This is a genomic window from Rhizobium sp. BR 317, from assembly GCF_047445835.1.
In the GTDB taxonomy this organism is placed as follows: Bacteria; Pseudomonadota; Alphaproteobacteria; order Rhizobiales; family Rhizobiaceae; genus Rhizobium; species Rhizobium paranaense.
The window spans coordinates 81230-107253 of the sequence record NZ_JARWLB010000010.1; the positions used below are offsets into that span (position 1 = coordinate 81230).

Genomic DNA, 26024 nt, shown 5'->3' on the forward strand with positions numbered 1-26024 from the left:
GATTCTCCCACTGGTTTTCCGGCGATCGTCACGATAGGGACGGTCAGTCGAGAAACGGCAATACGACGAGTGTGCCCGGATCGAGGTTGTGGCGTGTGCACACATCCTGTGCCAGCGTGAAATACCGTTCCGCCTCATCCATGTCATCATGTTCAAGGCTCAGCGTCGCCAAGCCATCATAGCACGGAAAGAGCAGTTGCGGCTCGTCAATTTCCTTAGCTACCTCAAGGGCTTCCTCGTAATACTTACGGGCTAGCTTCGGCTGCCCGTGGCATTGATGAATCTGCGCGAGGACGATCAAGGGCACGGAGAGATGGTCGCGCTGATCGAGCGCGCGGTCGATTTCCACCGCCTTCTCCGCTGCCGGCACACCCTCGGCGGCGCAGCGGTCGGTAAAGGTGCAGCAGGAAACGGCGAGGTTGGCAAGAAGGCGCGCCTGGAAGCCGAGATCGCCGATGCGGGTCGCCACTTCCAGCCCGCGCCGGCAGACCTTGATGGCGTTGGCCGGATCGACAATCGTGTAAAGCACACCGAGATTGGAGTAGGCGCGACAGGCGGCACTTTGCAGATCGGCCTTTTCGGCAACAGTGAGGCTGCGCTCCACTTCCTGCACGGCATCGCGACGGCGGCCGAGCCGCGCAAGTGCTGCGCCTTTAGTGTTCAGCGCCTCCGCCATCGCGCGCGCTGCCTCTCGTCCGGCCTCGGTCGTTCCGTCGATGGGCAGCGTTTGCAGCCGTTGCAGGGCCTGCGTCGCCCATTCTGCGGCGGCGGCCTGGTCGCCCATGCGGAAGGCCAGATGGCCGCGCTCCTGCAGGAGATGTGCATGCTCGACCGGCGCATCGATCGTCGCGATCATGGCTTCGGCTTCAGCACAATGCGCCTCGGCCTGATCGCGGCGCCCCGCTTCGTGGTGCAGTCGGCCGATCTTGCGCAATATCCTCGCCGCCGCGATCCGATCGTCTCCGGTGCGATGCATCGCCAGCGCTCGCTGATAATGATTCAAGGCGGCGTCGCGGTGACCGGCCGGGCCGCAGAGATCGGCAAGACGCTCCAGGAGCGCCAATTGCTCCGGCGCCACCCCAGGCTCGTTCGCGAAGGCGGCAAGCGCCTGGCGGTAGAGGCGCATCGCGTCATCATTGGCGTAGGTCTTGCGTGCCAGATMGCCGGCGGCCATCAGATAGCTGGCCCCCTTCGCCTTCTCTGTGGTGAGGCTGAAGTGATGGCCGAGCTGGGCCAGATGCTCGGGCCGGTCGGGTGCTGCGCCATATTGGCGTTCCAGAACCCCGCCGATCCGGCGATGAAGCTCCATGCGCCGTTGCTGCAGGAGATTATGGTAGATGACGTCGTGCAGCAGGGACTGGCTGAAACGATAGGTGGGAGAAGCACCGGCATCAGGCCCGCGCAATTCCTCGATGATGTTGGCATCGCAGAGATAATCCAACCCGGCATCGATGGCAGCCGGATCGCTGGCGACGGTGCGGAGCAGGGCGGTGTCGAACTTCGGGCCGACCACCGCCGCCTCCTGCGCCAACCGTCTGATTTCCTGCGGCAGGCGATCGACGCGGGCAAGCAAGAGGGCCTGCAGATTGACCGGAATATCGACATCCGTATCTTCCGCCGCCACTTGCCAGCGCTGACCGTCATTGTGCAGCCTGCCCATATCGATCAATCCGCGAAGAATCTCTTCGATGAAGAGCGGATTGCCGCCGGCGCGCTCAAGGATGCGCTTGCGCATCGCGACCGGCAGCTTGGCATGACTTTCCCCGAAGAAAGCGGCGAGCAGCTTCTGCCCGTCGGCTGCGTTGAGCGGGCCAAGACGTTGTACGGTGACGCTGACGCGATTGGAATCGAGCGGGTCGATCTGCGATGTCGGCCGGTAGATCGCAAGCAGCATCAGCCGGCTGCGTTCCAGCCGATCCATCATGAAGCGAAGCACTTCCAGCGAGGCGGCGTCGGCCCAATGTAGATCCTCGATCACAAGCAGCAGGGGACCCTGCGCCAGCCGCCGCTCGAAGACGGTGCGGACCGCATAGAAGATCTGCCGCCGCAACTGTTCCGGCTCGATATGCCGCAGCGCTCCGCTGAGGTCGCCGAGGCCGAGGACGTGCAGAAAGAGCGGCAAAAGCCCGTCAATATCCTCCTGCGTGAGATCGAGTGCGCGAAATCCCGTCGCCAGCAATTGTCGTGTCCTGTCGAGATCGTCCCGCTCGCCGATGCCGTAGGCGCTGCGCACGACCGCGGCAAGCGTGCCGTAGGACTGTTCGCCGAGGGGGGAGCAAGTCGCCTTGCGAATGGCGAGGCCCTGGTAGCGAGCTGCATTGCCGGCTATGCCGATGAATTCATTGACAAGCCGCGACTTGCCGATACCCGCCTCGCCGATAAGGCGGACAAGCTGTGCCGCACCGCCACAGGCAAGGTCGAGGCAGGTCAGCAGCCGCGACAATTCCGTATCCCGTCCGATCATCGGCGCCTGAAGGCCAAAACTCTCGAGCCCGCGCGCCGTATGCGGCGCTTCCAGTGGTCCCGTCAGCCGATGGACAAGCACATTGCCGCTTTTGCCGCGCAAGGCTTGGGCGCCGAGGCTGTCGAAGGCGAAGGCATGGCGGGTGAGGCGGTAGGTTAGCGGCCCGACGAGGATATCGTTTTCGCCCGCCATGGATTGCAGACGTTGGGCGGTATTCACCGTGTCGCCTGTCACGGAATAGGATTTGGTGCTGACGGCGCCGAACCCGCCGGTGACGACGGGGCCGCTATTGATGCCGATATGCAGGCGCAACGGCACGCCGGCGCGCGCTTGCCAGCGCTCGCCGACCTGCGTTGCCCGATCGATCATGTTGAGCGCGGCATTGAGCGCCCGCACCGGATCGTCTTCATGAGCGACCGGCGCACCGAACAGCGCCAGCAGCGCATCGCCGACGAATTTGTCCACGAAGCCGCCATAGGCCTCAACTGCCTGGGTCATCTCTTCGAACAATTCGTTCTGCAGCACCCGCATGACTTCGGGGTMGATCTGCTCGCTCAGCGTCGTGAAGCCGCAGAGATCCGCAAAAAGCACGGTCACCGGCCGCCGGTCGGCATCGTCCTCGGATTTTGCCGGTGCAGCCTCGATGGTCGGCTTGGCTGCGGGTGGGGCTTTGTCGGAAATCGCGCCGCCGCATCTGGGGCAGAAGGCAAAATCAGGCTGGCAGGGATAGCCGCAGGCAGCGCAGGAGATAGGCTGCTTTGCGCCGCATCGCGGACAGAACGCAAAGCCGCTTTGAATATCGAAACCGCAGCCGGCGCACTCCATCGGACGCACCTCGTCAAACCCCGTGCGCCACGGCCGGTTCAGCCGCAACCGACGGGTTCAAAATGAGCGATCAGCATGCGCCTGCTACCTTGGGTCCGCAAGCTAAACAAACGGTGGAACGACTATCGCCGCTTGAATGCCCAGCCCTCCGGCCGCTCCTCGATCACAGTCACCGTATCGCCGATCTTTACCGAGCCTTCGCCGCGCGGCACGGCGTTCCAGCCGAAGAGCGGGCCGGGGACGCGGCGGTCGGCGGACATGCGGACGCGGCCCATGGCAGGCATGGGGTTCGGTACCTCGCGCGAACCGGTCTTCTGGTCCTGCGTCGTCATGATGCAACGGGCGCATGGCTTGACGAGATCGAGGCGAATGCCGCCGATCTCGATCGCCGCCCAGCGGTCCTCCGGCCATTCTTCATCGCAGTCGATAACGATGTTGGGGCGAAAGCGCTCCATGCCGACCGAACCTTCGCCATGGGCGGCAAGATCGGCATTGAGCGCCTTCAGCGAGCCGGTGGTGGTGATCAGGATCTGGTATCCGTCGGTAAAGGTGACCGGCGTGTCACTGCCGGCCCATTCCGGATTGGCGACGCGCTTCGCAAGCCTGTCAAAGAAGACCATCTTGACGTCGCGACCGAGCGAGGCGGACAGCGCGTTGTTTGTCTCCTCATCGGCGACGGAAGCGTTGACCGTCGATTTCCAGACGACGACATCCATGCGGTGGTCCGGGTGCGGCGGTGGCACGATGATGTCGGCCTTGCCCTCCATTTTCAGGCGCAGATAGGAAGGACCGGGCTGGATGTCGATGCGGGCAAGATCCTGCATTTCGCGTTGCGTGATGAAATGGCCTGATGGTTCGACCAGCATGGCGCGACGATCGCCGATCAGGCCGAAGGCGTCGATCGTGGCGGATGGAATGGCAATGCCGCGCGCGCTCTTGAGCGGATAGATGAAGAGATCGCTGACCTGCATGAATAGCCCTCAGATTTCGTCGATGAACATTGCCAGGATCGTCTTCAACCGATCATGCCGCTCGCCGGCAAATTTCCGGCCGGTTTCGGTCTGGAACCCGTCCGCCAGTTTGAACAGCTTTGTCTCGAAATGGTCAATGGCGAAGCGCTTGTCGTCGAGCGGCCGCTCGGTGGCAAGCGGGTCGAATGGATCGTAGAGGCCGGAGCCCAGGCGGCCCGCAATATAGAAACAACGGGCAGCGCCGACCATGCCGATCGCATCCAGCCGGTCGGCATCCTGCAGCATTTTCGCCTCCAGCGTTTCCGGCGGAATATTGGCGGAGAAGCTGTGCGTGATGATGGCGTGCGCTACGGCGGCGATATCTTCGCCAGCCCATCCAAGCTCCCTCAGGATGCCGGAAGCCTTTTCGGCCGCCAGCCTCGATGCCTGGGCGCGATGCGGCGAATTCTTCTCCACCGCGACGCAGTCATGCAGCAATACCGCGGCGGCGAGGATGCGGGCATCGCCGCCTTCTTCAGCCTGGATGGACATGGCATTCTTGAAGACCCGCAGGATGTGGGCGACGTCGTGCGAGCCGTCGTCGCCATCAGCCGCATGTGGAATGAGCTGCGCAGCCAGCGTTTCGAACGGGGCGAACGCCCGCGCCATACTGTTGATATCCATCTTCGGCCCCATGTCGGAATGATCTGTCGGAATGATCTCGTGCGTTCCTACCGAGCACAGAGATTCGCCGCAATCATTCCGTCGCTTTCTTGCCGGTCAGGACCTTTTGGTAGAACAGGCCGATGCCGATCAGCACCGCGCCGAGGCCGATGAAGGATAGCGCCCGCAGGAAGCCTTCGAGGTTTGACATGTCGATCAGAAAGACCTTCACGACAGCGACGAACACCAGCGCGGCCGAAGCGATACGCAGGCTGCGAGCTTCGAGACGCGCTCCTAGCCAAAGAAGGGCGATGCCGATCAGCAGCCAGACGACGGAATAGGAATAGACTTCCCCCTGGATGAAACCGTTCCAGAACGGGATGTATTCGCCCTGCCAGAAGCGGCGCACCGACAGCGTCGCCCAGGCAAAGGCCATAACCGCGCCGGCGACGGCCAACATCGTCACATAGGGCAGGGGCCGCTTGCCTCGGGCATAAGCCGCCAAGCCGCCATAGGCGATCGCCGGCAGAAGATAGCCGAGCAGCAGCAGATTGAAGAAAGGAATCCGACCCGTGCTTTCACCTGTCATGAACGGATTGAGCCCGATCAGATGCAGCGTCAGGATCAAAGTAACAGAGAGGACGCCGAGCGCCATTCCGCCATAACGGAAGACGAGGCTCGATGCGCTGAGATCAAGCGCCATCAGCGTCGCGGAGGCGCCAATTGCCAGCAATGTGTAGATCGATTGTTCGCCGAGCGTCGKAACGTTTGCATTCAAGACGCCGCCGTTCATCGCATGGCGCACCAGGATGGCGATGGTCAGCAACACCAGGAAGCTCGCAAGCGCCTGCAGAGCATTGCGCAGCCTGAGGTCTGGCGAATGGCGAACCTCGAAGGCAGCCCAGACGGCGAGCACCGCCGGGATACCGTAACCGGCAAGCAGCATATTGAATATCGGTGTCGTGCCGAGCTCGCCCGGATCGACGATGGTCGGTTGCCAGGCAATGCGCCCGAGGGTGATGATCAGCGCCGCGACCATCGTCCATGGCAGGACTGGCCAGGAGCGGGCGCGCCCGGCGAGCAGAAAGGCCATGCCAAGCACGGGCAGCAGCATCGTTGGAATAGCGTCATGAGCAAGCGTATGCAGGGCGAAGACCAAGGCCGCGAAGGAACCTGCCGCCAAAACATTGGTCGGCAAGGCCATGTTTTCCGCGGATCGGCGATACTGCAATTCGGCGAGTGTTATCAGGGCGATAGCAAGCACGATGCCATAGAGCCCATGCAGCGAGTCACGCGTCCAGTTGCCGAAGGTGACATAGCTGATCACGGCGATCGTCAGCGGCGTGGCAACCATGATGACGCTCCACAGAGCCGCAAAGGGCTTCTCGCTTTCGCCAAAACGCTTGAGAAAGAAGAAGCCGACGATGACGAAAACCGCGCCGAGGCCGAGACCGTCATAGACGACAAGGTGGGACAAGGCCGGAACGATCTGCGCTACATTCAGCTCCGCACCGATCTCCGGCTGCATCAGAGCGAGGAACATGCCAAAGCCGGCGGCGAGGGCCGACAGAATTGCAGCCCAGGCCGCATGCACACGGCTGGCCCCGAAGGCGGCAATAGTTGCAACAATTGCCGCAAAGTGGAAGGACGCGTCCGGCAGCGGGTAGGCGTACAAAAGGCTGTAAGCCAGGAGAGACAGAGCCACCACGGCGCTGCCTACGGATGCCGTCAGCGTCATTCCAAGCGGCGCGCGCGCCAGGAATGTTGCCCAATGGCTGGCCGGTGATAAGGCCGGGCGTTCTTCGATCTCGTCCGACCGGACAGTGCTTTCCTCACTCGTTGCGGTGACTTCATAGCGTCCCGGCCAAATGAAAATCGTGCCGGCCATCATTGCCAGCATGGTCAGGGTAACCGGCGCCAAGTCGACCACTTCGCTGTTGAAGATGTAAAGCAGCGGCCAGATGCTGAGTAGGGCATTGGCAAAGGAGGGTACGGTGTGCCAGCGGCGCAGCCGCGAGGCGGCGATGGTGGCGAGCCAGGTGAAGACGAGATAGCCGAAGAACGTCCAGGGATTCGGCGCCGCTGGCGCGACGAGCACCGGCGTGATCATGGAAGCCAGGAGCCCGAGACCTGCAAGCGCTTGCCCATGCAGCAGCGACAGGCCAAGCGTGGCGAGCGAAATCAGCCCCAGGAGGACGAAGGCGGTGGCCGGTCCGATGAAGCCGTAAATGCCGTGGGCGGCATAGGTTGAGCCGAACAGCGCGACGACGCCCGCCGCCGTCAGCACGCCAGGGATCATCGCGTTCTGGAAGGTGTTGGCCAGCACAGGTTCGGAGCGGCGCCGGATAATTTCGCCGGCAGCGACGAGCACCAAGCCGAAGATCGCGGCAAGCACCAGCCGCACGGCAGGGCTGAGCAGACCGCTTTCGATCGAATACTTGACCAGGAAGATGCCGCCGAGCGCCAGAGCAATGCCGCCCACCCAGACAGCCCAACGGGCGCCGATGGTGCTCTCCAGGCTTTCATCCTCCCGGGCAAGGGCTGGGGCGACTACATCCTCGGTTGCTTCCAGGCTGCCGCGTGCAGCGAGAGCAGTATCTTCCTCTTCCACCGCAGGTTCTGCGACTGTTTCAACGGATGATTCCGTTGCGCTTTCGGAGGGCTGAATGGCTTCTTCAGTAGGCTCTGCCGCTGTTGCTGATTCGCGCACACCAACCGCCAGCACTTGGCCGGCAAGCGCGTTTTGCAGCTCCAGAACGCGGCTTTCCAGCCGTTGTAGCCTTTGGTTGTAGCTGCGCAGGATCAAAATGCCCACGACCACAATCACGATCAGCAGCAGTTCCGTCATGTCCCCTCCATGGGCTTCTGTCGCCACATTATACGAAATGAGCAGGACAGGAAGGGTAAGGCGGTCGATTTCCTCTATGATTCCAGGCGATTACCCGAGGAGAAGTGGCACGCGCTGCACCGCCCACCTTCATCATTCTATTAGAAAATTAGGATTCATAACTCGCAAACTATTGTTAATACCCATTAACAATTCGTCTTTACCCGCGCGGCAAATCAGCCTATCAACGCCAATAGTTAACCAGAACGTATTGCGTACAAACGACGTCGCATGAGGCGGCTCCTGACCCTAGGAGGTTTGTATGTCCCATGTATCTTCCATATCCAACAGTACCTATCCTTATCGCGGTACGCTTTCGCGGCTCGATGCGAATGGCGACGGTGTTTTGAGCCAGGAAGAGCGCGAAGCCGACGAGCGCCCGGGTATTCTCGAAACCGATGCAGTCGATAGCGGTAGCGCGAATGGCGCAATGGGCAGCCTGATGGCAAAGCTCATGCAAATGCCCACCGGTGGCGTGATGACGGGCGAAATGTCTCAGGCCAGCAGTGCTTTCGACCTCGGTACGCTGACGCCGATGGATGCCTATAACAGCACTTACGGCCAATACGACACGGATAGCATGGCCGCCTGAGCGGCCGTCTTTCCCAAATTATCGCAACGGCCCGCTGGACAATGGCGGGTTGTTTTGCGGTTTGGGCCTGCTCATTTCTCTCTTCGCGGGAACACCCGACCCTGTGATGCGTTGCATTCACGACTCAAACGGGAGGAATGCTCCATGAGATCTATCCTTATTGCTGCGGCTCTGACCTTGGTGGCGGCTCTGCCTGCGACCGCGCAGGACAAGCAGACGGCAATTGCCAATTTTGTCGGCCTCGACGGCAAGCAGGCGGGACGGGCGGTCCTGACTGAGGGGAAGGCGGGCGTTATGATCGAACTCGACGTTTCCGGTCTGCCGGCCAATCGCTGGGTTGCCTTCCATATCCATGAGAACAATCATTGCGACCATACGCACGGGTTCGAATCGGCCGGCGGTCATTTCAATCCTACCAATGCCGAGCACGGCTTGCTTGCGGCTAATGGCCCGCATGCCGGCGATATGCCCAACCAATATGTCGACCAGGACGGCAAGCTCAGGGCGCAAGTCTTCAATGGCATGGTGTTGCTGGACGGCAAAAGCGGCATTCGCGGCCGAACGCTGATGATCCATGCGGAGTCGGATGATTACCGCAGCCAACCCGTTGGCGGTGCTGGTAAACGGCTGGCTTGCGCGGTCATCGAATAACCTTGCACAGAGGTGATTCGCCCATTCGTCGGGAACTTTGCCAAGCAGCGGTTGTCCCTCGTTCGCAGAGGCTCATCGCCAATATGATTCGCGGCCTGTCAATTGGGGTTAATAGTCAATTGACAACTATCTTTGACCGTCTTCGAAAATCGGCTATCCCAATTGCCATTTCAACGAGCGTACTGCGTCTCACCGAAAACGCCCGACGGCGTTTACTCCAGGAGATTTGGATGAGTGGTATTTCTTCAGTTGGAAGCAGCATGAGCGCTGCCTCGTACAGTCCCCTTGATAAAAATCATGACGGCGTTGTGGACGCTCAGGAACTGCAGGAAGCAGCGCAATCCGGTCTTCTGTCTGCAAGCGTTCTTGCCGACGAAAGCAGTGACGACAGCAGCGATTCGAGCGCTACGGATGCCTTCTCGGGCAATCTGGCGTCCATGCTGCTGCAGATGCAGCAGAGCAACGGTAGCGGTGGTCAGACCGCTACGAATTCGTCCACCGCCGGCACATCGTCTACGGGACAAACTTCCAGCGGCACGAGCGACAGCACTACCACCGGCAGCAATTCCAATGAGAACGCGTTGGAAGTCTTCATCCGCGAGATGGAGGCCTCGATGAATGCCTACCAGAATACCTACGGTCAATACGCTCCTGATTCGTCCGACAGCGTTGCCGCTTGATCGGCCGTTTCGCAAGGACTGCAAATGGACGGAGATTGCGCGAGCGCAGTCTCCGTTTTCATCTGACGCCGATGTCCGGCGACAGCGACAGGACGAAGGGCGCATTGCCGTCCGCATCCGCACCACGGCCGATCGCCTTGACGGCGTCGACGAGCCGGCCTTTGCGGTCAAGCATCTGGTCGCCGATCATAATCAGCCGTGTATTCGGCGTCGCATAGGGCGAGGCGGTGCGCAGGAGATGGACAAGCGCCAGATCGTCCGTTTCGGGATGGACGGCAAGCGCAGCGATCAGCGCCGCCGCCGGGGATCGTGACACGCCCATCCAGCAATGAATCAGCAGCGGCGCGGTGCGGTCCCAGCTTCTGGCGAAATCGATGATGTCGTGGACATGCGTCTCCTGCGGAGCGACGAGATCGCCGGTGCCGGCAAAGCTGATGTCGTTCATGCCAAGCAGCAGATGCCGTTCCGCCTTGATCACGGCCGGCCGGTGAAACGTTTGTTCCTTTGCCATCAGGCTGATCATTTCGGATGCGCCGTGACGAACGGCCATTTCTGCGATGCGTGCCAGCGGCGATACGACGATCGTGGTCATGCGTCGGCTCTCACGGCGGTGCGTTCGGCCTCGATCGCCTCGAAGCGCGCCAGGAAAAGCCGCTGCGCTTCGACCGCCGGCATCGGCTCGATCGGCAACATCTCACGCGTGATGCTGCGCGGTTGGCCGAAGAATTTGCGCGCTTCCTGCGGGGTGAAACCGGCAAGCAATGTCGCTTCGAAATAAGCGGAAACCGTATCGGCCTTCTTGATCTTATCCTTCAGCTCCGGGCTGCAATGCGGCGGCAGAGCAAAACGCCTGTAGATGGCGGCCTCCAGGCGCTTCTCCACCACCTTATAGTCCCCGCCGACCACGGATTTGAACGGCGAGATCATGTCGCCGATGACATATTCGGGGGCATCGTGCAGCAGCGCCGCCAACATCTCGTCCGGCGTCGCTCGATTGAGATGGCGGAAGATCGTCTCCACCACGAGACTGTGTTGCGCCACCGAAAAGGCATGATCCCCGGAGGTCTGCCCGTTCCAGCGTGCCACGCGGGCAAGCCCATGGGCGATATCGCTGATCTCGACGTCGAGCGGCGAGGGGTCGAGCAGATCCAGCCTGCGGCCGGACAGCATGCGCTGCCAGGCGCGCGCGGTATTGCCGGCTGTCATGCCGAAGCCTCATCGGTCTGCGTGGGGAAGGAGAGGCCGGACCACGGCGGTAACGTGAGCGAAACTTCGCGATCCGCCGCCAGGATCGGCGTGCCGGCCGCCATAGCTTCACCGGCGCGGTCGATGCGGACGATGGCGAGGCCCTTGGCGCCATCAATGGAACCAAGTGTGCCGATCGGCTTGCCGCTGGCGGTCAATTCGGTACCAGTGGCTGGCAGATCGGCACCACCGGACACGATGACGACCCGCCGCCTTGCGGTGCCGCGATGTTGCATGCGGGAAACCACTTCCTGCCCGACATAGCAGCCCTTGCGGAAGCCGAGGCCGCCGTTGATATCCATCATCACATCATGCGGAAAAGCGTCCTGCAGGGCGAAATCCGGGCCGGAAACGGCGATGCCATTGGCAATGCGCAGCGTCCTATGGAGCGTCTCGGCGTCGTCGCCGTGCTGGCCGGGAGTGCGCGTCAGCGTGATCCCTGCCTTGGCGAAACGGCTATCCCTATGGCTTTCGGCCGTATTCTCGTCCCAGGCGACGGTGACGCCTTCGGTGTCGATCGCAGCGAAATCGACCGGTGCGCGCAGCCGGTACATGGTGAGCCGCTTCAAAAGGCCGTCTCGCTGTTCCGCGTCGGTCTCCAGCAGAAAGCCCGGACCATCCCGCCAGATCATGAAGTCGAACAGGATCTTGCCTTGCGGCGTCAGCAGTGCGCCGGGACGAGCCTCGTCCGTGCCGAGCGAGGCGAGATCGGTAGTGATGAGATTGTGCAGAAAAGACTCGGCATCCGCGCCGGTGACGCGGAGAAAGGAGCGATCTCTGAGGAATACGGCTGGCATTGTGGACCCGCTAATTTGCCCTGTCGCTCAGAGGTAAGGCCTCTGGTCGGGAACCGCAAGTTCTGCGTCCGGATCATTCGCCCGAAGTAAAGAATTTCCATCTACCATCGGGCGTGATGCCGACGCGGTAGAAATTATAGCCGCCGAATTCCAGCATGTCGGAGTAATCGCCGGCGGTGACGATGCGCATCAGATCGACCTTCTCAGGCGCGGTCAGGGACTTGATGTCTTTTTCGGCGAAATAGGGCCAGACATACATTTCATCCGGTGTGCCCTGGCCGGTATGGGCAAAACCGGTCGACATGATGTCGAGCAGAATGGAGAGGATCTCGATGCCGTCGGGGTCGCCGGAAAGGTCATGCAGCGTCTTGATCGGGTCTTCGGTCGGATCATCCGCCGTCACCTGCGTCTGCTTGAGGCCGCCACCGACATTCATCAGTGGACGCAGACGCTCGAGATCACCGGAGGCGGCCGCCTCGACGATCGCTTCGCGCAGCTTGCGTACCGGCTCGGGCGCCTTGCTGATATCGAAGAGAATTTCCGCCTGTTTGCCGCCATTCGAGGCATTTCCGGATGCGGTGCCGCCGCTCTGTCCAGCCTGGTTGTTGACCAGCGGATCGGGCATGGGAATTGTTTTCGAGGGCGCCTCCAGCGCCTCTTCGACCGGCTTGTCATTGCGCTGCTGCGCAGATTTCCCGGCGACGCCCGGCTGGTTAGCCGACGGATTGAGCTGGGAGAAGGCAAGAGCCGGCAAAGGGAGGGCGAGGCTGCCGAAAAACATGGTCGCTACGGCAAGCGAGGCAATGGAACGTCGAAACTCATTGCCCGGTACGGTGTGCATAGGGATCTCTGGCTGTTATTGCAGGGTGCGGTTCGGAGAGAATTCACCAGCAAGCATGCGGTCCCTAAGTGATTCGAGCAAGGCTTCCGCGCCCTGTTCTCCTTGAATGCGAATAGTCTCGCGAATGGCATGGGCAATTGCAGCGTCGGCGATGATTTCCGGCTCGATACCATCAGCCATGCCATCGGCCCAGGCCTCGTTCTGGTATTCCAGCGCCGCCTGCCTTTTTTCGTGGACAATCATGTCGTCGATGTCGTTCAGGCTTGGTTCCATTGTTTCGTTCCTCGAGACGTCCATGTCCTTACCGCTTGATTAACGACTTTATCAGCCTTTTCCTAAAACGACACGGCTCGGCACGAAAAGGGGTTAATAAATCGTCAATTTCCAAAGCGAGCGGTTATTTCTGCGGCAAGTGTTGCACCTTCGTTACGGTATCGCTCCTCTGCCACGATGGCCTGCGGCGTGCAATCCGTGTAAACCGATGCGAAGGATCTATATCCTCGGTTGAACGAGGCGGTCAGTTTTTCCCTGCGTTTCGGCTCGTCTTTCGTCTCCGTGTCGAGCAGACGCTGCATGTCGGCGCGCCAGGAATCCTCTTTTCCGGTGTTGCAGAGATTGCGCAGATAGTGGATCGAGCCAAGAATTTCGGCGAGCCGCGACAGTTGATCGTCATAGGGCGTCGGCCGCTCGGCATCGCCGGTGTCGCTGGGCGCCTGCACCGCCGGAACAGCCGCCGTCGGCTGCGCAAAGGCCGGAAATGCGGCCGCAAGCGCGGCGCAGATCGGAAGCAGGTTGATGAGGCGGCAATGATTCATACGCCTAGTTGATATGGCAAGAGTGACGGTAACAAGGCGAAAATGCCACTTTCCACGCCGTTATTGCTTTGCATCGTTAACGCGGGAGCCCCGGAAGCCTCATCGGGTTCGAGCCATCGTCAGCCGTTCGGCGCATTCGAGCACGCTCGCCGGAACGGGCAGGGCGCGGATATCTTCGAGAGAATACCAGCCGATCGCGGCGGCATCATCGGCAGCCTCGACAACCACATCCGCGTCGGCATCGACCAGAAAAACCGACAGAACGAAATGACTGACGAGCCTCCCATCTGCTGCATGGCTCCTGAGGTCGTAGGTCTCGAACAGGCGGGGGTTTCGGGCGGTGATTCCGGTCTCTTCCCAGAACTCCCGCAATGCTGTTTCCGCCGGCATCTCGCCATCTTCGGCGCGCCCGCCGGGAAAGGCATACATATCGGCGGATGGCGGATTGCGCCGCAGCACCAGCAGGAACCGGCCGTCACGTTCGAGGATGGCGGAAGAGGCKGGGCGAGGAATAGAGATCATTGGGCCAGGTTTGGTTCAGATGAGGATATCGGGCGACGAATAGGCGTGCGGGGGCTTTCAACTCCATAAGATAGGGCCCTTGTCGTCCGAGAGGGAAGCCCTTTTACTCGCAAATGAGAATGGCGGCGATTCGGGTCCGCCAACCAGGCCGCCGAAATCATGATGACCTATGGACTTTACGCGCTCGCCGCGCTGGCCGAAATCGCCGGCTGTTTCGCCTTCTGGGCATGGCTGCGGCTGGCAAAGCCGATCTGGTGGCTTGCTCCAGGCCTAGTGTCGCTGGCACTTTTTGCCTGGCTGCTGACGCTGGTGCCGAGCGATGCGGCGGGTCGCACCTTTGCCGCCTATGGCGGCGTCTATATCGTCGCCTCCATTCTCTGGCTGTGGCTGGTCGAAGGACGGCCGCCGGACCGTTGGGATCTTTCCGGCGCGGCCGTTTGCCTTGCAGGCGCAACCATCATTCTCTTCGGCCCTCGCAACTGACCTTCACCTTGACCCGGCGCCTTACGGGTGCAACACAAGCTGCATGTGCGGACGATTTGCATTGACGGAAACGGAGAAGAAGGTACGGGAATTGCTCGGTTATCTCGAGCACGAAGACTTTCCCGCGCGCTTCAACATTGCCCCGACGCAGCCGATCCTGGTCGTCGTTTCAGGCGATCGGCAGGAGCGGGGCAGCAATTTGCCGGATCGCCGCGCGCTGCTCGTCCGCTGGGGTTTTACGCCGGCCTGGGTGAAGGATCCCAAGGAGTTTCCGCTGCTGATCAATGCCCGGGCGGAAACCGCGATTGGCAAGGCCTCGTTCCGGGCGGCTATGCGTCATCGGCGCATCCTGATTCCGGCGTCGGGATTTTATGAATGGCATCGCCCGTCGAAGGAAAGCGGCGAGAAATCGCAGGCCTATTGGATCCGTCCGCGCCATGGCGGCGTCATCGCCTTTGCCGGCTTGATGGAGACCTGGTCATCGGCTGATGGTTCCGAAGTCGATACCGGCGCGATCCTGACGACGTCGGCGAACCGAACAATGCGTCCCATTCATGACCGAATGCCCGTTGTCATCAAGCCGGAAGATTTTACGCGCTGGCTCGATTGCAAGACGCAGGAGCCGCGTGAGGTCCTGGATCTGATGGTGCCGGTTCAGGAAGATTTTTTTGAGGCGATTCCGGTTTCGGACCGCGTCAACAAGGTCGCCAATATGGGGCCGGAGCTGCAGGTGGCGGTAACAATCGAACCTCTGGCCAAGCCGTCGAAGAAGCCGGATCCCGGCGACGGCCAGTTGAGCCTCCTCTGAACGGCATTCATTCGAATCGGCGCTGCCATGAACCCCGGTGTTCAACCAGCGGGGTCATTGGCAGATGCTGCAAGCTTAGGCGATCTTCTTCTTCAGCGGCTTGGTTTTCAGCATCAGATGTGCTGCCAGGACGGCTTTGAGGCCAAGCGGACGATAAAGCAAGGTCGGGTCGATCTTTGCTTGCGGTTGTACAGTTTCGTCTTTTTTCTTGGTCATGTGTTACTCCTCAACGTGTTCCCTAGGGTGTCTTTTGATTCACGGCCCCGCCTCGTTGTTTTGTCATAAAACATGACAAATCAAAGGCATTTGCCGATCAGCTTTTGTAAACACCGACCATATTTCGCGAGGCTTACGCGAAATTTAACGCAAACTATATCTAATTTAGTTGTTTATTTTTCGTTAATTAGTTGCGTTCGGCGTGGCCGAATCTCATCGCAGAGGCGATAGGGGCCGCATGACCTTTTGTCGCAGCAGCCGTCTTCGATTCTTGGCGGCAATCCATGACCGTCGCCGCCAGATCGTCCCTGATTTGGGTTAGATATGCCGGCCGATGTCGTCGTTTGAATCGTCGACGTCAGGATCGGCCGGGCCGTTGATGGTGAAGGTGCCGTATTTGCGCGTCCAGGAACGGGCACCCAACGGCAACGACAGGAGATAGGCAACGACGGTGACCACCATGACATGCCAGGTATAGCTCATCAGCAGCGCCACATAGACGACGAGGGCAAGCATGATCGGCAGCACCAGGTCGCGGCGGATGCGGCTGCTTTCCGTTTTTCCGGACCAGACGGGCAGGCGGCTGACCAGCAGGAAGCCGATCAGCACGGTGTAGGCCGCACCCCAATAGGCGAATGTCTTGGTGGGCGTTAGGCCCAGGAAGCCGAGATAGACAGGCAGCAACACCAGCATCGCCCCGGCCGGCGCCGGCACGCCGACAAAATATTCAGACTGCCAGGACGCCTTGTTCTCCCGCTCCGCCATGACGTTGAAGCGTGCGAGCCGCAGACCGGCCGCAATGGTGTAAATCAACGCCGCGATCCAGCCGAGCGAGCGTGCCTGATCCAGCAGGAAGACGTAAACCACGAGCGCCGGCGCGACACCGAAGTTGACGATGTCGGCAAGCGAATCCATCTGCGCGCCGAACTTGGATGTGGCCTTCATCAGCCGCGCCACACGTCCGTCGATGCCGTCGAGGAAAGCGGCAACCAGCACGGCCACAACGGCGAGCTCGTACCGATTTTCGAAGGCGAGGCGGATGCCGGTCAGGCCGGCGCAGATCGCCAGCACCGTGATCATGTTCGGCACCATCAGCCGCAGCGGGATTTCCCGCAGGCGCGGCCCGCGCGCCTCGTCATTGGGACCATGCGGCTCGAAGGGCGGAAAAGGCGTCTTCATCTCGCTCGTTTTCTCCGGGCTCAGCTACGGCGGCTAATAATGGGGCCCTTCAGCGAGCCGAATTCGGCAATGACGGTTTCGCCGGCGATTGCCCTTTGGCCGACTGCAACGCGCGCTGCCGCTTCAGCCGGCAGGAACACATCGAGGCGTGAACCGAATCGGATCAGGCCGATACGCTCGCCGGCGTCGAGCGGCTCGTTMTCGTTGACGAAGCAGAGGATGCGGCGGGCGACGAGGCCGGCAATCTGCACCACACCGATCTCGCCATGCTTTGTCTCGATGACGAGGCCATTGCGCTCGTTCTGTTCGCTTGCCTTGTCCAGCTCCGCATTGAGGAAGCTGCCCTGGCGATAGGCGACAGTGGTGATGCGGCCGCGCATCGGCGAGCGGTTCACATGGCAATCGAAGACGTTCATGAAAATCGAAACGCGCAGCATCGGCTCGTGGCCGAGATTGAGCTCAGCCGGCGGCGTCACCATCTGCACGCCGGAGACCTTGCCATCGGCGGGCGATACGACGAGATCGTCGTCCTGCGGCGTCATGCGCTCTGGATCGCGGAAGAAATAGGCGCACCAGAGCGTGAAGATCAAACCGATCCAAAAAAGCGGCTTGAAGATCCAGCCGAGAACCAGCGACGCAACAAAGAAACCCGCGACAAAGGGATAGCCTTCCTTGTGCACTGGGACGATGACGTTGCGTACACTGTTCAACAAGCTCATCTACGGCCTACTCCGTTAGGGCACCCTCACCAAAAACCGCGATCCGGTTGTCGGACGAGATCATGCCAGTCCAAAGAATGAAAGCAAGATAAGCGGTCTTGCTCTGAATACTCGTTGAGCGTGACTACAGGCAAACTCTGTCATGGGCAATGCTTTCGCACGCTCGCCCCCAGCGCAATCCGCGCGGGGCCAAGATGCCAACGATCCGTAGCGTTGAAAAGCGTTGCCTGTGGAAACTCGCACCGGGCGCAAAGAAAAGGCCGCCGACGGGAAGCGGCGGCCTTTCATGACCTTCGATCATAGGGCGGAATTTAGAGGCCGAGAGTGGCGCGCAGCTCGGCCTTGGCGCCTTCATATTCGCTCTTGTAGTCGTCATGCGTCATGATGGTTTCGGCGATGACGGTGCCTGCGATGTGAGCGGCTTCGATGTCGGAGGCGTAATGGATGCCGCCGACAACGCGGTTGTGACCGTATTCCCAGGCGCGGGCCATGATGGTGGCGCGCTTCTCCGGCACCATATTTGCGAGCACAATGCCCATCAGCGTGCCGACCGTGGCGTGGCCGGATGGATAGGAGCCGGACTTGGACAAGGGTACGATTGGCTTTACGAGATCGCTGTAGAGATGCGGACGCGGACGTTTCCAGACATCCTTGGCCGGATCGACGACGGCGCCTTCGGTCTCGACGACGCGATCGAAGAATGCCGAGAACTTCGGCAGGTTTTCCTTGGTGAATTTCGGATTGTCGATGACGTCGGAGAAGCGCCAGACGTTCTCTTCCGCATCGGCAACGGCACGAGCCGCCATTTCCGGCGTGCGGGTAACCTGGATTGTCAGGATTTCGCCGAGTTCGGCCTTCATCTGCGCCGAATCATTGGCCGGCGGCGGCGGCAGCAGGTTGAGGAGGTTGATCTCCTTGGCATCGGCAAACGGCTTGGCATCACCGGCAAAAACCGGCGAGGCGACGCCAACGACGAGCAACAGCGTTAAAGCTTTGGCGAAATTACGCATTTGGGGCTCCCTTGATGTGAGAACCCGTACCTATCAAGCTGTCATCTCAACTGCGTGACAAGCGAAGTCCGCAACGTCGCTACGCCGCCATTCTTCAGTTCGCGGGCGCCAGCCGGTTGACTACGCCGAGTTCGTCGCTCTCGCGCACCTGCTTCAGATGTTCTTCCGCCTGTGTCGCCTCGCGCTGGCGGTTCCACATTGAGGCATAGAGGCCGTTCTGCTCCAGAAGGGCGGCATGCGTGCCGCGCTCGGCGATCTCGCCGCTTTTCAACACGATGATCTCGTCGGCGCCGATGACGGTGGAGAGCCGGTGGGCGATGACCAGTGTCGTGCGGTTCTTGGAGACGACATCCAGTGCCGCCTGGATTTCCCGTTCGGTCGTCGTGTCCAGGGCTGAGGTCGCCTCATCGAGGATAAGCACGGGCGGCGCCTTGAGGATGGTACGGGCAATGGCGACGCGCTGCTTCTCGCCGCCGGAGAGTTTCAGGCCGCGCTCGCCGACCTTGGTCTCGAAGCCCTCGGGCAGATGGCGGATGAAGTCGCCGATCTGGGCGATCTCCGCCGCGGTCGTCACCTCGTCCTCGCTCGCAGCCGGACGGCCGTAGCGGATATTGTAGGCGATGGTGTCGTTGAAGAGCACCGTGTCCTGCGGCACCATGCCGATCACCTTGCGTAGGCTCTTCTGCGTCACCGTGCGCAGATCCTGGCCGTCGATGGTGATCGTGCCGTTCTGTACGTCGTAAAAGCGGTAGAGAAGCCGAGACAGGGTCGATTTTCCGGCGCCCGAAGGGCCGACAACGGCGACCGTCTTGCCGGCCGGCACCTCGAAGGAAATGCCCTTCAGGATCGGACGGGCAGCATCATAGGCGAAATGCACGTCCTTGAAGGAGATGGCGCCGTTGCCGATGGCCAGGTCCCTGGCGCCGGGAGCGTCCGTCACCTCGGGCTTGACTTCCAGCAGATCGAACATCTCTTCGATATCGGTCAGACCTTGGCGGATTTCGCGATAGACGAAGCCGATGAAGTTCAGCGGCACCGAAAGCTGCAGCAGCATCGAGTTGATGAAGACGAAGTCGCCGACCGTCTGATGCCCGTTGAGCACAGCCCAGCCGGAAAAGACGAGCATGACCGTGGTGCCGAGACCGAAGATCAAGCCTTGACCAAAGTTCAACCAGCCGAGCGAAGTCCAGACATCGGTGGCGGCCTTCTCATAGCGCGACATCGATTGATCGAAGCGCCGGGCTTCCATTTCCTCGTTGCCGAAATATTTGACCGTTTCGAAGTTCAGAAGCGAATCAATCGCCTTGGTGTTGGCATCGGTGTCGCTCTCGTTCATCGAACGGCGGATGGAGATGCGCCAGTCGCTCGCCCGGACGGTGAACCAGATGTAGAGCCAGACCGTGACCGCCGTGATGGCGAGATAGGAAAAACCGTAGCCGCGCCAGAAGATAACCGCGGTCAGCAGGAATTCGACGAAAGTCGGGACCGTGTTGAGAATGGTGAAGCGGACGATCGTCTCGATGCCCTTGGTGCCGCGTTCGATGATGCGCGACAGTCCGCCGGTCTTACGCTCGAGATGGAAGCGCAACGATAACTCGTGCATGTGCACGAAAGTCCGGTAGGCGAGCTGGCGCACGGCATATTGGCCGACGCTGGCAAAGAGCGAGTCGCGCAATTGGTTGAGGCCGAGCTGGATGAGGCGCGTGACGTTGGTGGCAACGATCAGCGCGATGGCGCCCACCATGAAGGCCGGCAGGATCCCCTGCATGTCGAGCTTGCCGTTCAGGGCATCGACGGACCACTTGAAGAAATAGGGAACCAGCAGCAGGACGAATTTCGAGATCAACAGATAGACGGTTGCCCAGACAACCCGCATCTTCAGGTCCATGCGTCCCGCCGGCCACATGTAGGGCCAGAGATTGACGATCGTATTCAACGGATTGCTGGAATCCGCCGATATTGTCTTCTTGCGGTCTGCCATGTCCGTCTCCGGCGAATATCTGAGCCAGCCGGGCAAAGGCGCACGCACAGCCTGGCTGGGAGGCCCCGTCAGGTGATGAGCGGGGCAATGGGGGTCGGCGGGAGGCTTATACTATTTTTATGTCGGGTAAAAGCAGAGGCCAGGCGTTGATTGCGCCTGGCCTCCTGATGTGAGAGGTGAACCTTTAAAGATGGCTGCCTGAAAGCCGCTTGCGGTGCAGTTCTTCCGCATTCGGCAGCGCGTCCTTCGGCAGGCCGAAGACCTGGCCGGGCAGGATGCGGTCCGGATTGTTGATCTTGTCCTCATTGGCGAGATAGATCGTCGTGTAGCGCACGCCAGCGCCATAGGTGCGGCGGGAGATCTGCCAGAGCGTATCGCCGCGGCGAATGATGACCGCATTTGTATCTTGCGAAAGCGGTGCCTGCTGCAGAGTCTTGGGGCCGCTACCGCTGGAGGAGGCTTCGGCGCTCGCCGGTGCCGGGGTGGCATTCTGGGGCTTGGTGACGGCGGCGATCATCTGTTCGAGATTAGGCAGTCCATCACCGACCGACTTCGAATCCTTCGGCAGAGCCTGCAGCGCTGCCAGCGCCCGGCCAGCCGCACTTGCCGCGTCGGCTGCAGCCTGTTTCAGCGCCGGGCTGGCATCGATCGCCGGACGGAATTCCGAAAGTGATTTCAGAGCAATTTCAGTCCCCGAGCGGGCGGCGGCGAGTTGTTCTGCACTCGGCTGCTTGCCATTGGCAAAAAGGTCCTTCAGCAGGGCGAAAGCCTTGGCTGTGTTCTCCCGCAGCTTGCCAAGCTCACCTTCATCGAGCGGAACCATGGTGGGGGCCGAGGCGTTGCCGCTGCCGCCGGCAGCCGCCGGGGTTTGCGCCGCGACCGTCACCTGATTGCCTTCTGGGCGGGTGAAATTGACGCTGGTGCGCACTGTGACCTTGCCGGCGCCGTCGAGGACGTCAACGCGGATCTTGTGGTCGCCGACCGTCAGCGGCATCGTGCCGTCGACGACGAAATGGCCGTCGGCTCCCGCTACGATCTCGCCGATCAGCTTGTCGTCGGCATAGGCGCGAACCTTGACATTCGGCTTTGTCGTGCCGGCAACGAAGATATGATTGTTTTCGATTTCGACTGCATTGACCATGACTTCGGGCTGGCTACCCGTCGTCGTTGCAGGCGCGGTCCCAGCGTCGCTAGCCGTATTGGCGGAGGCGACGGCAGTGTTGTCCTGCGGTTTGGCGCCGGTGCCATCGGTGGCGGTCGCGCCGCCTGTGCCGTTTGCGGGCGTATTGGCCGCTGGTGTCTGCTCATCCGACGCGACGCGCCCTTGTTTGGCCGACGGCGCGGTGATGATGCGGCTTGCCGTGCCAGGCTTGGAAACCATGGCGAGAAGCTGGCTCTTGTCGTCCTTCGGGACCGAGACGGTAGCAACTTCCTCCGAAGTGACGGCCTTGCCGTCCTTGCCGGTTGCGCGCAGCACCAGTTCGTGATCGCCTGGCGGAAGCGGATTGTCGAGCACGGCGGCGAAGTCGCCGCTTGGGCCGACTTCGGTTGTCGTCACCACCTTGTCGCCGTCGACGATCTCCAGCTTGGAATTGGGCTCCGCCGAACCTGCAATAACGGTGGAGCCATCCGGCTCGACACGCAGCACGTCGAAGGAGGGAGTGACCGGTCCCGCGGCTTGCGTCTGCGGAGCACTCTGGCCGGTCAGCGCTGCCCGCGCCTTGTCGATTGCCGCGGTGGCATCGGCAATGTTCTCCGGAAGCGATTGGATGATGGCCAGTGCCTTGCCGGCGCCGTCATGTGCCTTGTCGACCACGGCGGTCGTTGCAGCATCCGTGCCTTGGGGAGCGGCAAAACCAACGATCGCCTGCAGCGCAGTGATCACCTTCGTCTTGGCCGAGGTGAAGACATCCTCCGTCGGCCCCTTGCCGTCCTTGAAGAGCGCCTTGAGATCGGAAAGAGAGGCGACGGCCGTGGTGCCGAGATCGGTAAGCTTCTTCGTGACATCGGCAGCGTTGGTTGCTGTCGCCGCGGCACCCTGCGTTGCTTCACCGGCCTTTTTCGCGGCGTCATCAGCCTTTTGGCCATTCTCAGTGATGGTGTTCTTCACCGCGTCGCTCGCCTGATTGATGGCATCACCGATCGACTTCTTATCGCCGTTGATGCGCGGCATCACAAAGAAGACCATCAGGATAGTCGCAACTACCAGTACCAACAGAGCCAGCAAGCCGGCACGGTTCTTCATCATCATTTATCTCCAAGCGGCGGAGTCATCTCCACTCTTGAAATTGCTAACGATTTCGCCTGCTTTTACAAGCTTTCTCAGTCATTTCAGCGTGCTCTGGCACAAGTTTTCTTTTGAAAATTCTTGACTGAGCACTTGCAGCATAGTTGTTTGCATTCATGACTGACGATTCTGTGCCAATTCGATCCATCTGCGTCTATTGCGGCTCCAGGCCGGGTCGCGATCCTTCTCACATGGCTGCGGGCCGTGAGCTGGGCAAGAACATCGCCGAGAGCGGGTTGCGCCTGGTCTATGGCGGCGGCACGAAAGGCATCATGGGCGCTGTCGCGAGCGGCGTCCTGTCGCATGGTGGTCAGGTCACCGGCATCATTCCGGAGTTCCTCGTTGACATGGAAGCGACGCGCCATTCGCTCGGCCAATTGGACGAGCTAATCATAACTCCGGACATGCATACGCGCAAACACACCATGTTCGAGCGCGCCGACGCTTTCGTGGCGCTGCCGGGCGGCATCGGTACGCTGGAAGAAATCGTCGAGATCATGACCTGGGGCCAGCTCGGCCGCCACKAAAAGCCGATGGTCTTCGCCAATATCAACGGTTTCTGGAATCCGATGATGGAGCTAATTCGTCATATGACGGAGGAAGGCTTCGTCCACACCGCCCATCGCGTGCAGCCGCTGGTCATCGACCAGGTCGCCGACATCATCCCGGCGATCCGCAAGCATGCCGCCGAAACCGTGGGATCACGCGGCGGCGAAGAGGCCGTCATCGCAAAGCTCTGACTAGAGATTTGCTAACCGTGTCTTGTGGTTAGCGCGCCCGGCTCTGACGCAGCATCGACCAGCTATAAAGCGCCAGCCCCGCCCAGATCAGGGAGAAGGCAATCATCTGCGTCGTGCCGAAAGGCTCCCTGAACAGGAAGACGGCGATGAGGAAAACCATGGTCGGCACGATATACTGCATGATGCCGATGGTGGAGAGCCTGAGAAGCTTCGCTCCATTGGCGAAGATCATCAGCGGCAGGGCGGTTACGAAACCGCAACCGAGCAGCAGCGCCATATCCGAGACGCCGGTGCGATAGAGATGGCCTTCGCCGCGCGTCTCCAGATAGATGATGTAAAGCAGCGCGGGGATGCAGAGCAGCAGTACCTCGAGGAAGAAGCCCTGATTCGGCCCGACCGGTAGCGTCTTGCGGAAAAAGCCGTAGAAACCCCAGGAGAACGTCAGCGACAGCGCCACCCAGGGCAGGGTGCCGGCTTCGACGGTCAGGATGACGACCGCTGCGCCCGCAAGGCCGATCGCGACGATCTGCACCGGCGCAAGCCTCTCCTTCAGCAGCAAAGCGCCGAGCGCGATGCTGAATAGTGGATTGATGAAGTAGCCGAGGGCCGCATCGAGCGAATGTCCTGCGCCGATCGCCCAGACATAAGTGCCCCAATTGATGGTAATCAGCATCGCCGTCACCGACGCCATGGCGAGCGTGCGCGGGTTGCCGAGCGCTGCCTTCACGTCGCCCATGCGGCCGAGTGCCAGCAGCACGGCGCCGGCGACCGGAACCGACCACAGGATGCGGTGGGCAATGACCTCCATGGCCGGGATATGCGCCATGGCCTTCATGTAGAGCGGCAGGACGCCCCAGAGCAGATAGGCCGTCAGCACGAAACCGAATCCGCGTGCGCTGTCCTCGTTCTTGATCTCAGGTGCGACCGTATCGGTAGCCATTGGTATTTCCCGCCGTTCTATTTTCTTTTACGACGGGCTTACTCCAATGCGGGTTGTGGTGCCAATTCATTTCCTTGACGGCATCGTCAAGGTTTTTGATGGGCGGCGGATCACTCCGCCGCGATCTTGCCGGCCATGTGCCGGTTCTTCATCAGCTTGTAGATGACGGAATCCATCAACGCCTGGAAGGAGGCGTCGATGATGTTTTCCGAAACGCCGACCGTCCACCAGCGTACCCCGCTGCTGTCGGTGGATTCGATCAGAACGCGGGTTATGGCTTCCGTGCCGCCATTGAGGATACGCACCTTGAAGTCGGCGAGCACAAGGTCGTCGATTTCATGCTGGTATTTGCCGAAGTCCTTGCGCAGGGCTAGGTCGAGCGCGTTGACCGGGCCATCGCCTTCGGCGACGGACATGATGGTCTGGCCGTCGATGATGAGCTTGACCACCGCTTCCGAGACGATCTTCACCCGGCCGTGGGAGTCGAAGCGACGCTMGACCATGACGCGGAAGCCGTCGATCGCGAAGAATTCTGGGATTGTGCCGAGGGTGCGGCGGGCCAGGAGCTCGAAGCTGGCATCGGCGCCTTCGTAAGCGTAACCGGATGCTTCGCGCTCCTTGACGATCTGGATCAGCCGATCGAGCTTCGGATCGTCCTTGCCGACCTCGATGCCGCGTCGCTTGAGCGCATTGATGAAATTCGACTTGCCGCCTTGGTCTGACACCATGACCTTGCGGAAATTGCCGACGCTTTCCGGCGGCACATGCTCGTAGGTGCGCGGGTCCTTCAGCAATGCCGAGGCATGGATACCGGCCTTTGTCGCAAAGGCCGAGGCACCGACATAGGGAGCCTGATGGTCCGGCGAGCGGTTCAGCAGCTCGTCGAAGGCGTGCGACAGGCTGGTCAGGCCAAGTAGCCGTTCGCCATCGATCGCCGTTTCGAAGCGCTCGCCATAGGCCCTTTTCAGCGCCAACGTCGGGATCAGCGTGATCAGATTGGCATTGCCGCAGCGCTCGCCGACGCCGTTCAGCGTGCCCTGGATCTGCCGCACGCCGGCCTCGACGGCGGCGAGTGAATTGGCCACCGCCTGACCGGTGTCGTTGTGGGCATGGATGCCAAGACAGTCGCCGGGTACGCCCTCGGCGATCACGGCTTCGACGATGGCGCGCACTTCCGGCGGCTGCGTGCCGCCATTGGTGTCGCAGAGCACGACCCAGCGCGCACCGGCCTCATAGGCCGTCTTGGCACAGGCCAGCGCATAGCTCGGATTGGCCTTGTAGCCGTCGAAGAAATGCTCGCAGTCGACCAGCGCTTCCTTGCCGGCTGCGATCGCGGCTTTGACGCTTTCGGCGATGCATTCGAGATTTTCCTCGTTGGTGCAGCCGAGAGCGACCTTGACGTGATAATCCCAACTCTTGGCGACGAAACAGATGGCGTCGGCCTTTGCCTGCAGAAGGCTGGCAAGACCGGGATCGTTGGAGGCTGAAACGCCGGCGCGCTTGGTCATGCCGAAGGCGACGAAGGAGGCGGTCTGCGTCCGCTTTTCATTGAAGAAAGCGGTATCGGTCGGATTGGCGCCGGGATAACCGCCTTCGACATAGTCGAGGCCGAATTCGTCCAGCATGGTGGCGATGGAAATCTTGTCCTCGACCGAAAAGTCGATGCCGGGCGTCTGCTGCCCATCGCGCAAGGTCGTGTCGAAGAGATAGATTTTTTCGCGTGTCATTC

25 protein-coding genes are annotated in these 26024 nt (G+C 60.9%); 6 read left to right on the forward strand and 19 right to left on the reverse strand.

Annotated features, from left to right (window positions below; translation table 11 throughout):
• Positions 1-43 precede the first annotated feature (43 nt).
• The 4 genes from QD357_RS17325 to QD357_RS17340 form a co-directional block, all read right to left on the reverse strand.
• Entirely contained in the window at positions 44-3289 is a 3246-nt protein-coding gene (locus tag QD357_RS17325) for an adenylate/guanylate cyclase domain-containing protein (RefSeq protein ID WP_414124634.1), read from the reverse strand.
• A 122-nt stretch (positions 3290-3411) separates the two neighbouring features.
• On the reverse strand, positions 3412-4260 hold the full coding sequence (locus tag QD357_RS17330) for an MOSC domain-containing protein (RefSeq protein ID WP_107107579.1): 849 nt from the start codon (positions 4258-4260) through the stop codon (positions 3412-3414).
• A gap of 9 nt (positions 4261-4269) precedes the next feature.
• Positions 4270-4923, reverse strand: a complete 654-nt coding sequence (locus QD357_RS17335) for an HD domain-containing protein (protein ID WP_181316027.1) — start codon at positions 4921-4923, stop codon at positions 4270-4272.
• A 73-nt stretch (positions 4924-4996) separates the two neighbouring features.
• On the reverse strand, positions 4997-7750 hold the full coding sequence (locus QD357_RS17340; protein ID WP_414124635.1) for a DUF2339 domain-containing protein: 2754 nt from the start codon (positions 7748-7750) through the stop codon (positions 4997-4999).
• 301 nt (positions 7751-8051) lie between these two features.
• On the opposite strand from QD357_RS17340, the gene QD357_RS17345 reads away from it, so the two are divergent.
• The 3 genes from QD357_RS17345 to QD357_RS17355 all read left to right on the forward strand — a co-directional run bounded on the left by QD357_RS17345 (position 8052) and on the right by QD357_RS17355 (position 9712).
• Positions 8052-8381 carry a hypothetical protein gene (locus QD357_RS17345; RefSeq protein ID WP_107107581.1) on the forward strand — a complete coding sequence of 110 codons (330 nt, stop codon included), beginning with the start codon at positions 8052-8054 and terminating at the stop codon, positions 8379-8381.
• A gap of 144 nt (positions 8382-8525) precedes the next feature.
• Positions 8526-9032 carry a superoxide dismutase family protein gene (locus tag QD357_RS17350; RefSeq protein WP_107107582.1) on the forward strand — a complete coding sequence of 169 codons (507 nt, stop codon included), beginning with the start codon at positions 8526-8528 and terminating at the stop codon, positions 9030-9032.
• Positions 9033-9262: 230 nt separating this feature from the next.
• The gene (locus QD357_RS17355; protein WP_107107583.1) at positions 9263-9712 is read left to right on the forward strand and encodes a hypothetical protein; all 450 of its coding nucleotides are present in this window, start codon (positions 9263-9265) and stop codon (positions 9710-9712) included.
• A gap of 58 nt (positions 9713-9770) precedes the next feature.
• Here QD357_RS17355 and QD357_RS17360 read toward each other — a convergent pair whose 3' ends face one another.
• The 7 genes from QD357_RS17360 to QD357_RS17390 all read right to left on the reverse strand — a co-directional run bounded on the left by QD357_RS17360 (position 9771) and on the right by QD357_RS17390 (position 13932).
• Complete coding sequence (locus QD357_RS17360) at positions 9771-10304, reverse strand: tyrosine phosphatase family protein (RefSeq protein ID WP_107107584.1); 534 nt, start codon at positions 10302-10304, stop codon at positions 9771-9773.
• Positions 10301-10918: a YfbR-like 5'-deoxynucleotidase gene (locus QD357_RS17365; RefSeq protein WP_107107585.1), complete on the reverse strand. Its 618-nt coding sequence runs from the start codon at positions 10916-10918 to the stop codon at positions 10301-10303. The genes QD357_RS17360 and QD357_RS17365 overlap by 4 nt, the downstream gene beginning before the upstream one ends.
• Positions 10915-11754 carry a YgfZ/GcvT domain-containing protein gene (locus QD357_RS17370; protein WP_107107586.1) on the reverse strand — a complete coding sequence of 280 codons (840 nt, stop codon included), beginning with the start codon at positions 11752-11754 and terminating at the stop codon, positions 10915-10917. The genes QD357_RS17365 and QD357_RS17370 overlap by 4 nt, the downstream gene beginning before the upstream one ends.
• 73 nt (positions 11755-11827) lie before the next feature.
• Positions 11828-12595, reverse strand: coding sequence for a hypothetical protein (locus QD357_RS17375; RefSeq protein WP_107107587.1), 768 nt, complete (start codon positions 12593-12595; stop codon positions 11828-11830).
• A gap of 15 nt (positions 12596-12610) precedes the next feature.
• On the reverse strand, positions 12611-12868 hold the full coding sequence (locus QD357_RS17380) for a hypothetical protein (RefSeq protein WP_028753410.1): 258 nt from the start codon (positions 12866-12868) through the stop codon (positions 12611-12613).
• Positions 12869-12972: 104 nt separating this feature from the next.
• Entirely contained in the window at positions 12973-13410 is a 438-nt protein-coding gene (locus tag QD357_RS17385) for a TIGR02301 family protein (protein WP_107107588.1), read from the reverse strand.
• Positions 13411-13509: 99 nt separating this feature from the next.
• Positions 13510-13932 (reverse strand): NUDIX hydrolase, encoded by a 423-nt coding sequence (locus tag QD357_RS17390; protein ID WP_107107589.1) that lies wholly within the window; start codon positions 13930-13932, stop codon positions 13510-13512.
• Positions 13933-14094: 162 nt separating this feature from the next.
• On the opposite strand from QD357_RS17390, the gene QD357_RS17395 reads away from it, so the two are divergent.
• Together QD357_RS17395 and QD357_RS17400 are read left to right on the forward strand one after the other, a co-directional pair.
• A complete protein-coding gene (locus tag QD357_RS17395; protein WP_107107590.1) occupies positions 14095-14415 on the forward strand; it encodes a YnfA family protein in 321 nt (106 codons plus the stop codon).
• Positions 14416-14458: 43 nt separating this feature from the next.
• On the forward strand, positions 14459-15223 hold the full coding sequence (locus QD357_RS17400) for an SOS response-associated peptidase (protein WP_107107591.1): 765 nt from the start codon (positions 14459-14461) through the stop codon (positions 15221-15223).
• A 75-nt stretch (positions 15224-15298) separates the two neighbouring features.
• Here QD357_RS17400 and QD357_RS17405 read toward each other — a convergent pair whose 3' ends face one another.
• The 6 genes from QD357_RS17405 to QD357_RS17430 all read right to left on the reverse strand — a co-directional run bounded on the left by QD357_RS17405 (position 15299) and on the right by QD357_RS17430 (position 22576).
• The gene (locus QD357_RS17405) at positions 15299-15439 is read right to left on the reverse strand and encodes a hypothetical protein (RefSeq protein WP_172831040.1); all 141 of its coding nucleotides are present in this window, start codon (positions 15437-15439) and stop codon (positions 15299-15301) included.
• A gap of 318 nt (positions 15440-15757) precedes the next feature.
• The gene (gene pssA, locus QD357_RS17410) at positions 15758-16618 is read right to left on the reverse strand and encodes a CDP-diacylglycerol--serine O-phosphatidyltransferase (RefSeq protein WP_028753405.1); all 861 of its coding nucleotides are present in this window, start codon (positions 16616-16618) and stop codon (positions 15758-15760) included.
• Between the two features lie 20 nt (positions 16619-16638).
• Positions 16639-17337, reverse strand: a complete 699-nt coding sequence (locus QD357_RS17415) for a phosphatidylserine decarboxylase (RefSeq protein ID WP_414124636.1) — start codon at positions 17335-17337, stop codon at positions 16639-16641.
• 311 nt (positions 17338-17648) lie between these two features.
• The gene (locus QD357_RS17420; protein ID WP_107107593.1) at positions 17649-18347 is read right to left on the reverse strand and encodes an acid phosphatase; all 699 of its coding nucleotides are present in this window, start codon (positions 18345-18347) and stop codon (positions 17649-17651) included.
• A gap of 94 nt (positions 18348-18441) precedes the next feature.
• Positions 18442-20328, reverse strand: coding sequence for an ABCB family ABC transporter ATP-binding protein/permease (locus tag QD357_RS17425; protein ID WP_107107594.1), 1887 nt, complete (start codon positions 20326-20328; stop codon positions 18442-18444).
• Between the two features lie 184 nt (positions 20329-20512).
• Positions 20513-22576 carry a LysM peptidoglycan-binding domain-containing protein gene (locus QD357_RS17430; RefSeq protein WP_107107595.1) on the reverse strand — a complete coding sequence of 688 codons (2064 nt, stop codon included), beginning with the start codon at positions 22574-22576 and terminating at the stop codon, positions 20513-20515.
• Between the two features lie 155 nt (positions 22577-22731).
• On the opposite strand from QD357_RS17430, the gene QD357_RS17435 reads away from it, so the two are divergent.
• Positions 22732-23355 carry a TIGR00730 family Rossman fold protein gene (locus QD357_RS17435; RefSeq protein WP_414124637.1) on the forward strand — a complete coding sequence of 208 codons (624 nt, stop codon included), beginning with the start codon at positions 22732-22734 and terminating at the stop codon, positions 23353-23355.
• A 28-nt stretch (positions 23356-23383) separates the two neighbouring features.
• Here the strand turns inward: QD357_RS17435 and rarD are convergent, their stop codons facing one another.
• Together rarD and cimA are read right to left on the reverse strand one after the other, a co-directional pair.
• Positions 23384-24295, reverse strand: coding sequence for an EamA family transporter RarD (gene rarD, locus QD357_RS17440; protein ID WP_107107596.1), 912 nt, complete (start codon positions 24293-24295; stop codon positions 23384-23386).
• Between the two features lie 110 nt (positions 24296-24405).
• The gene (gene cimA, locus QD357_RS17445; RefSeq protein ID WP_414124638.1) at positions 24406-26022 is read right to left on the reverse strand and encodes a citramalate synthase; all 1617 of its coding nucleotides are present in this window, start codon (positions 26020-26022) and stop codon (positions 24406-24408) included.
• Positions 26023-26024: the final 2 nt, after the last annotated feature.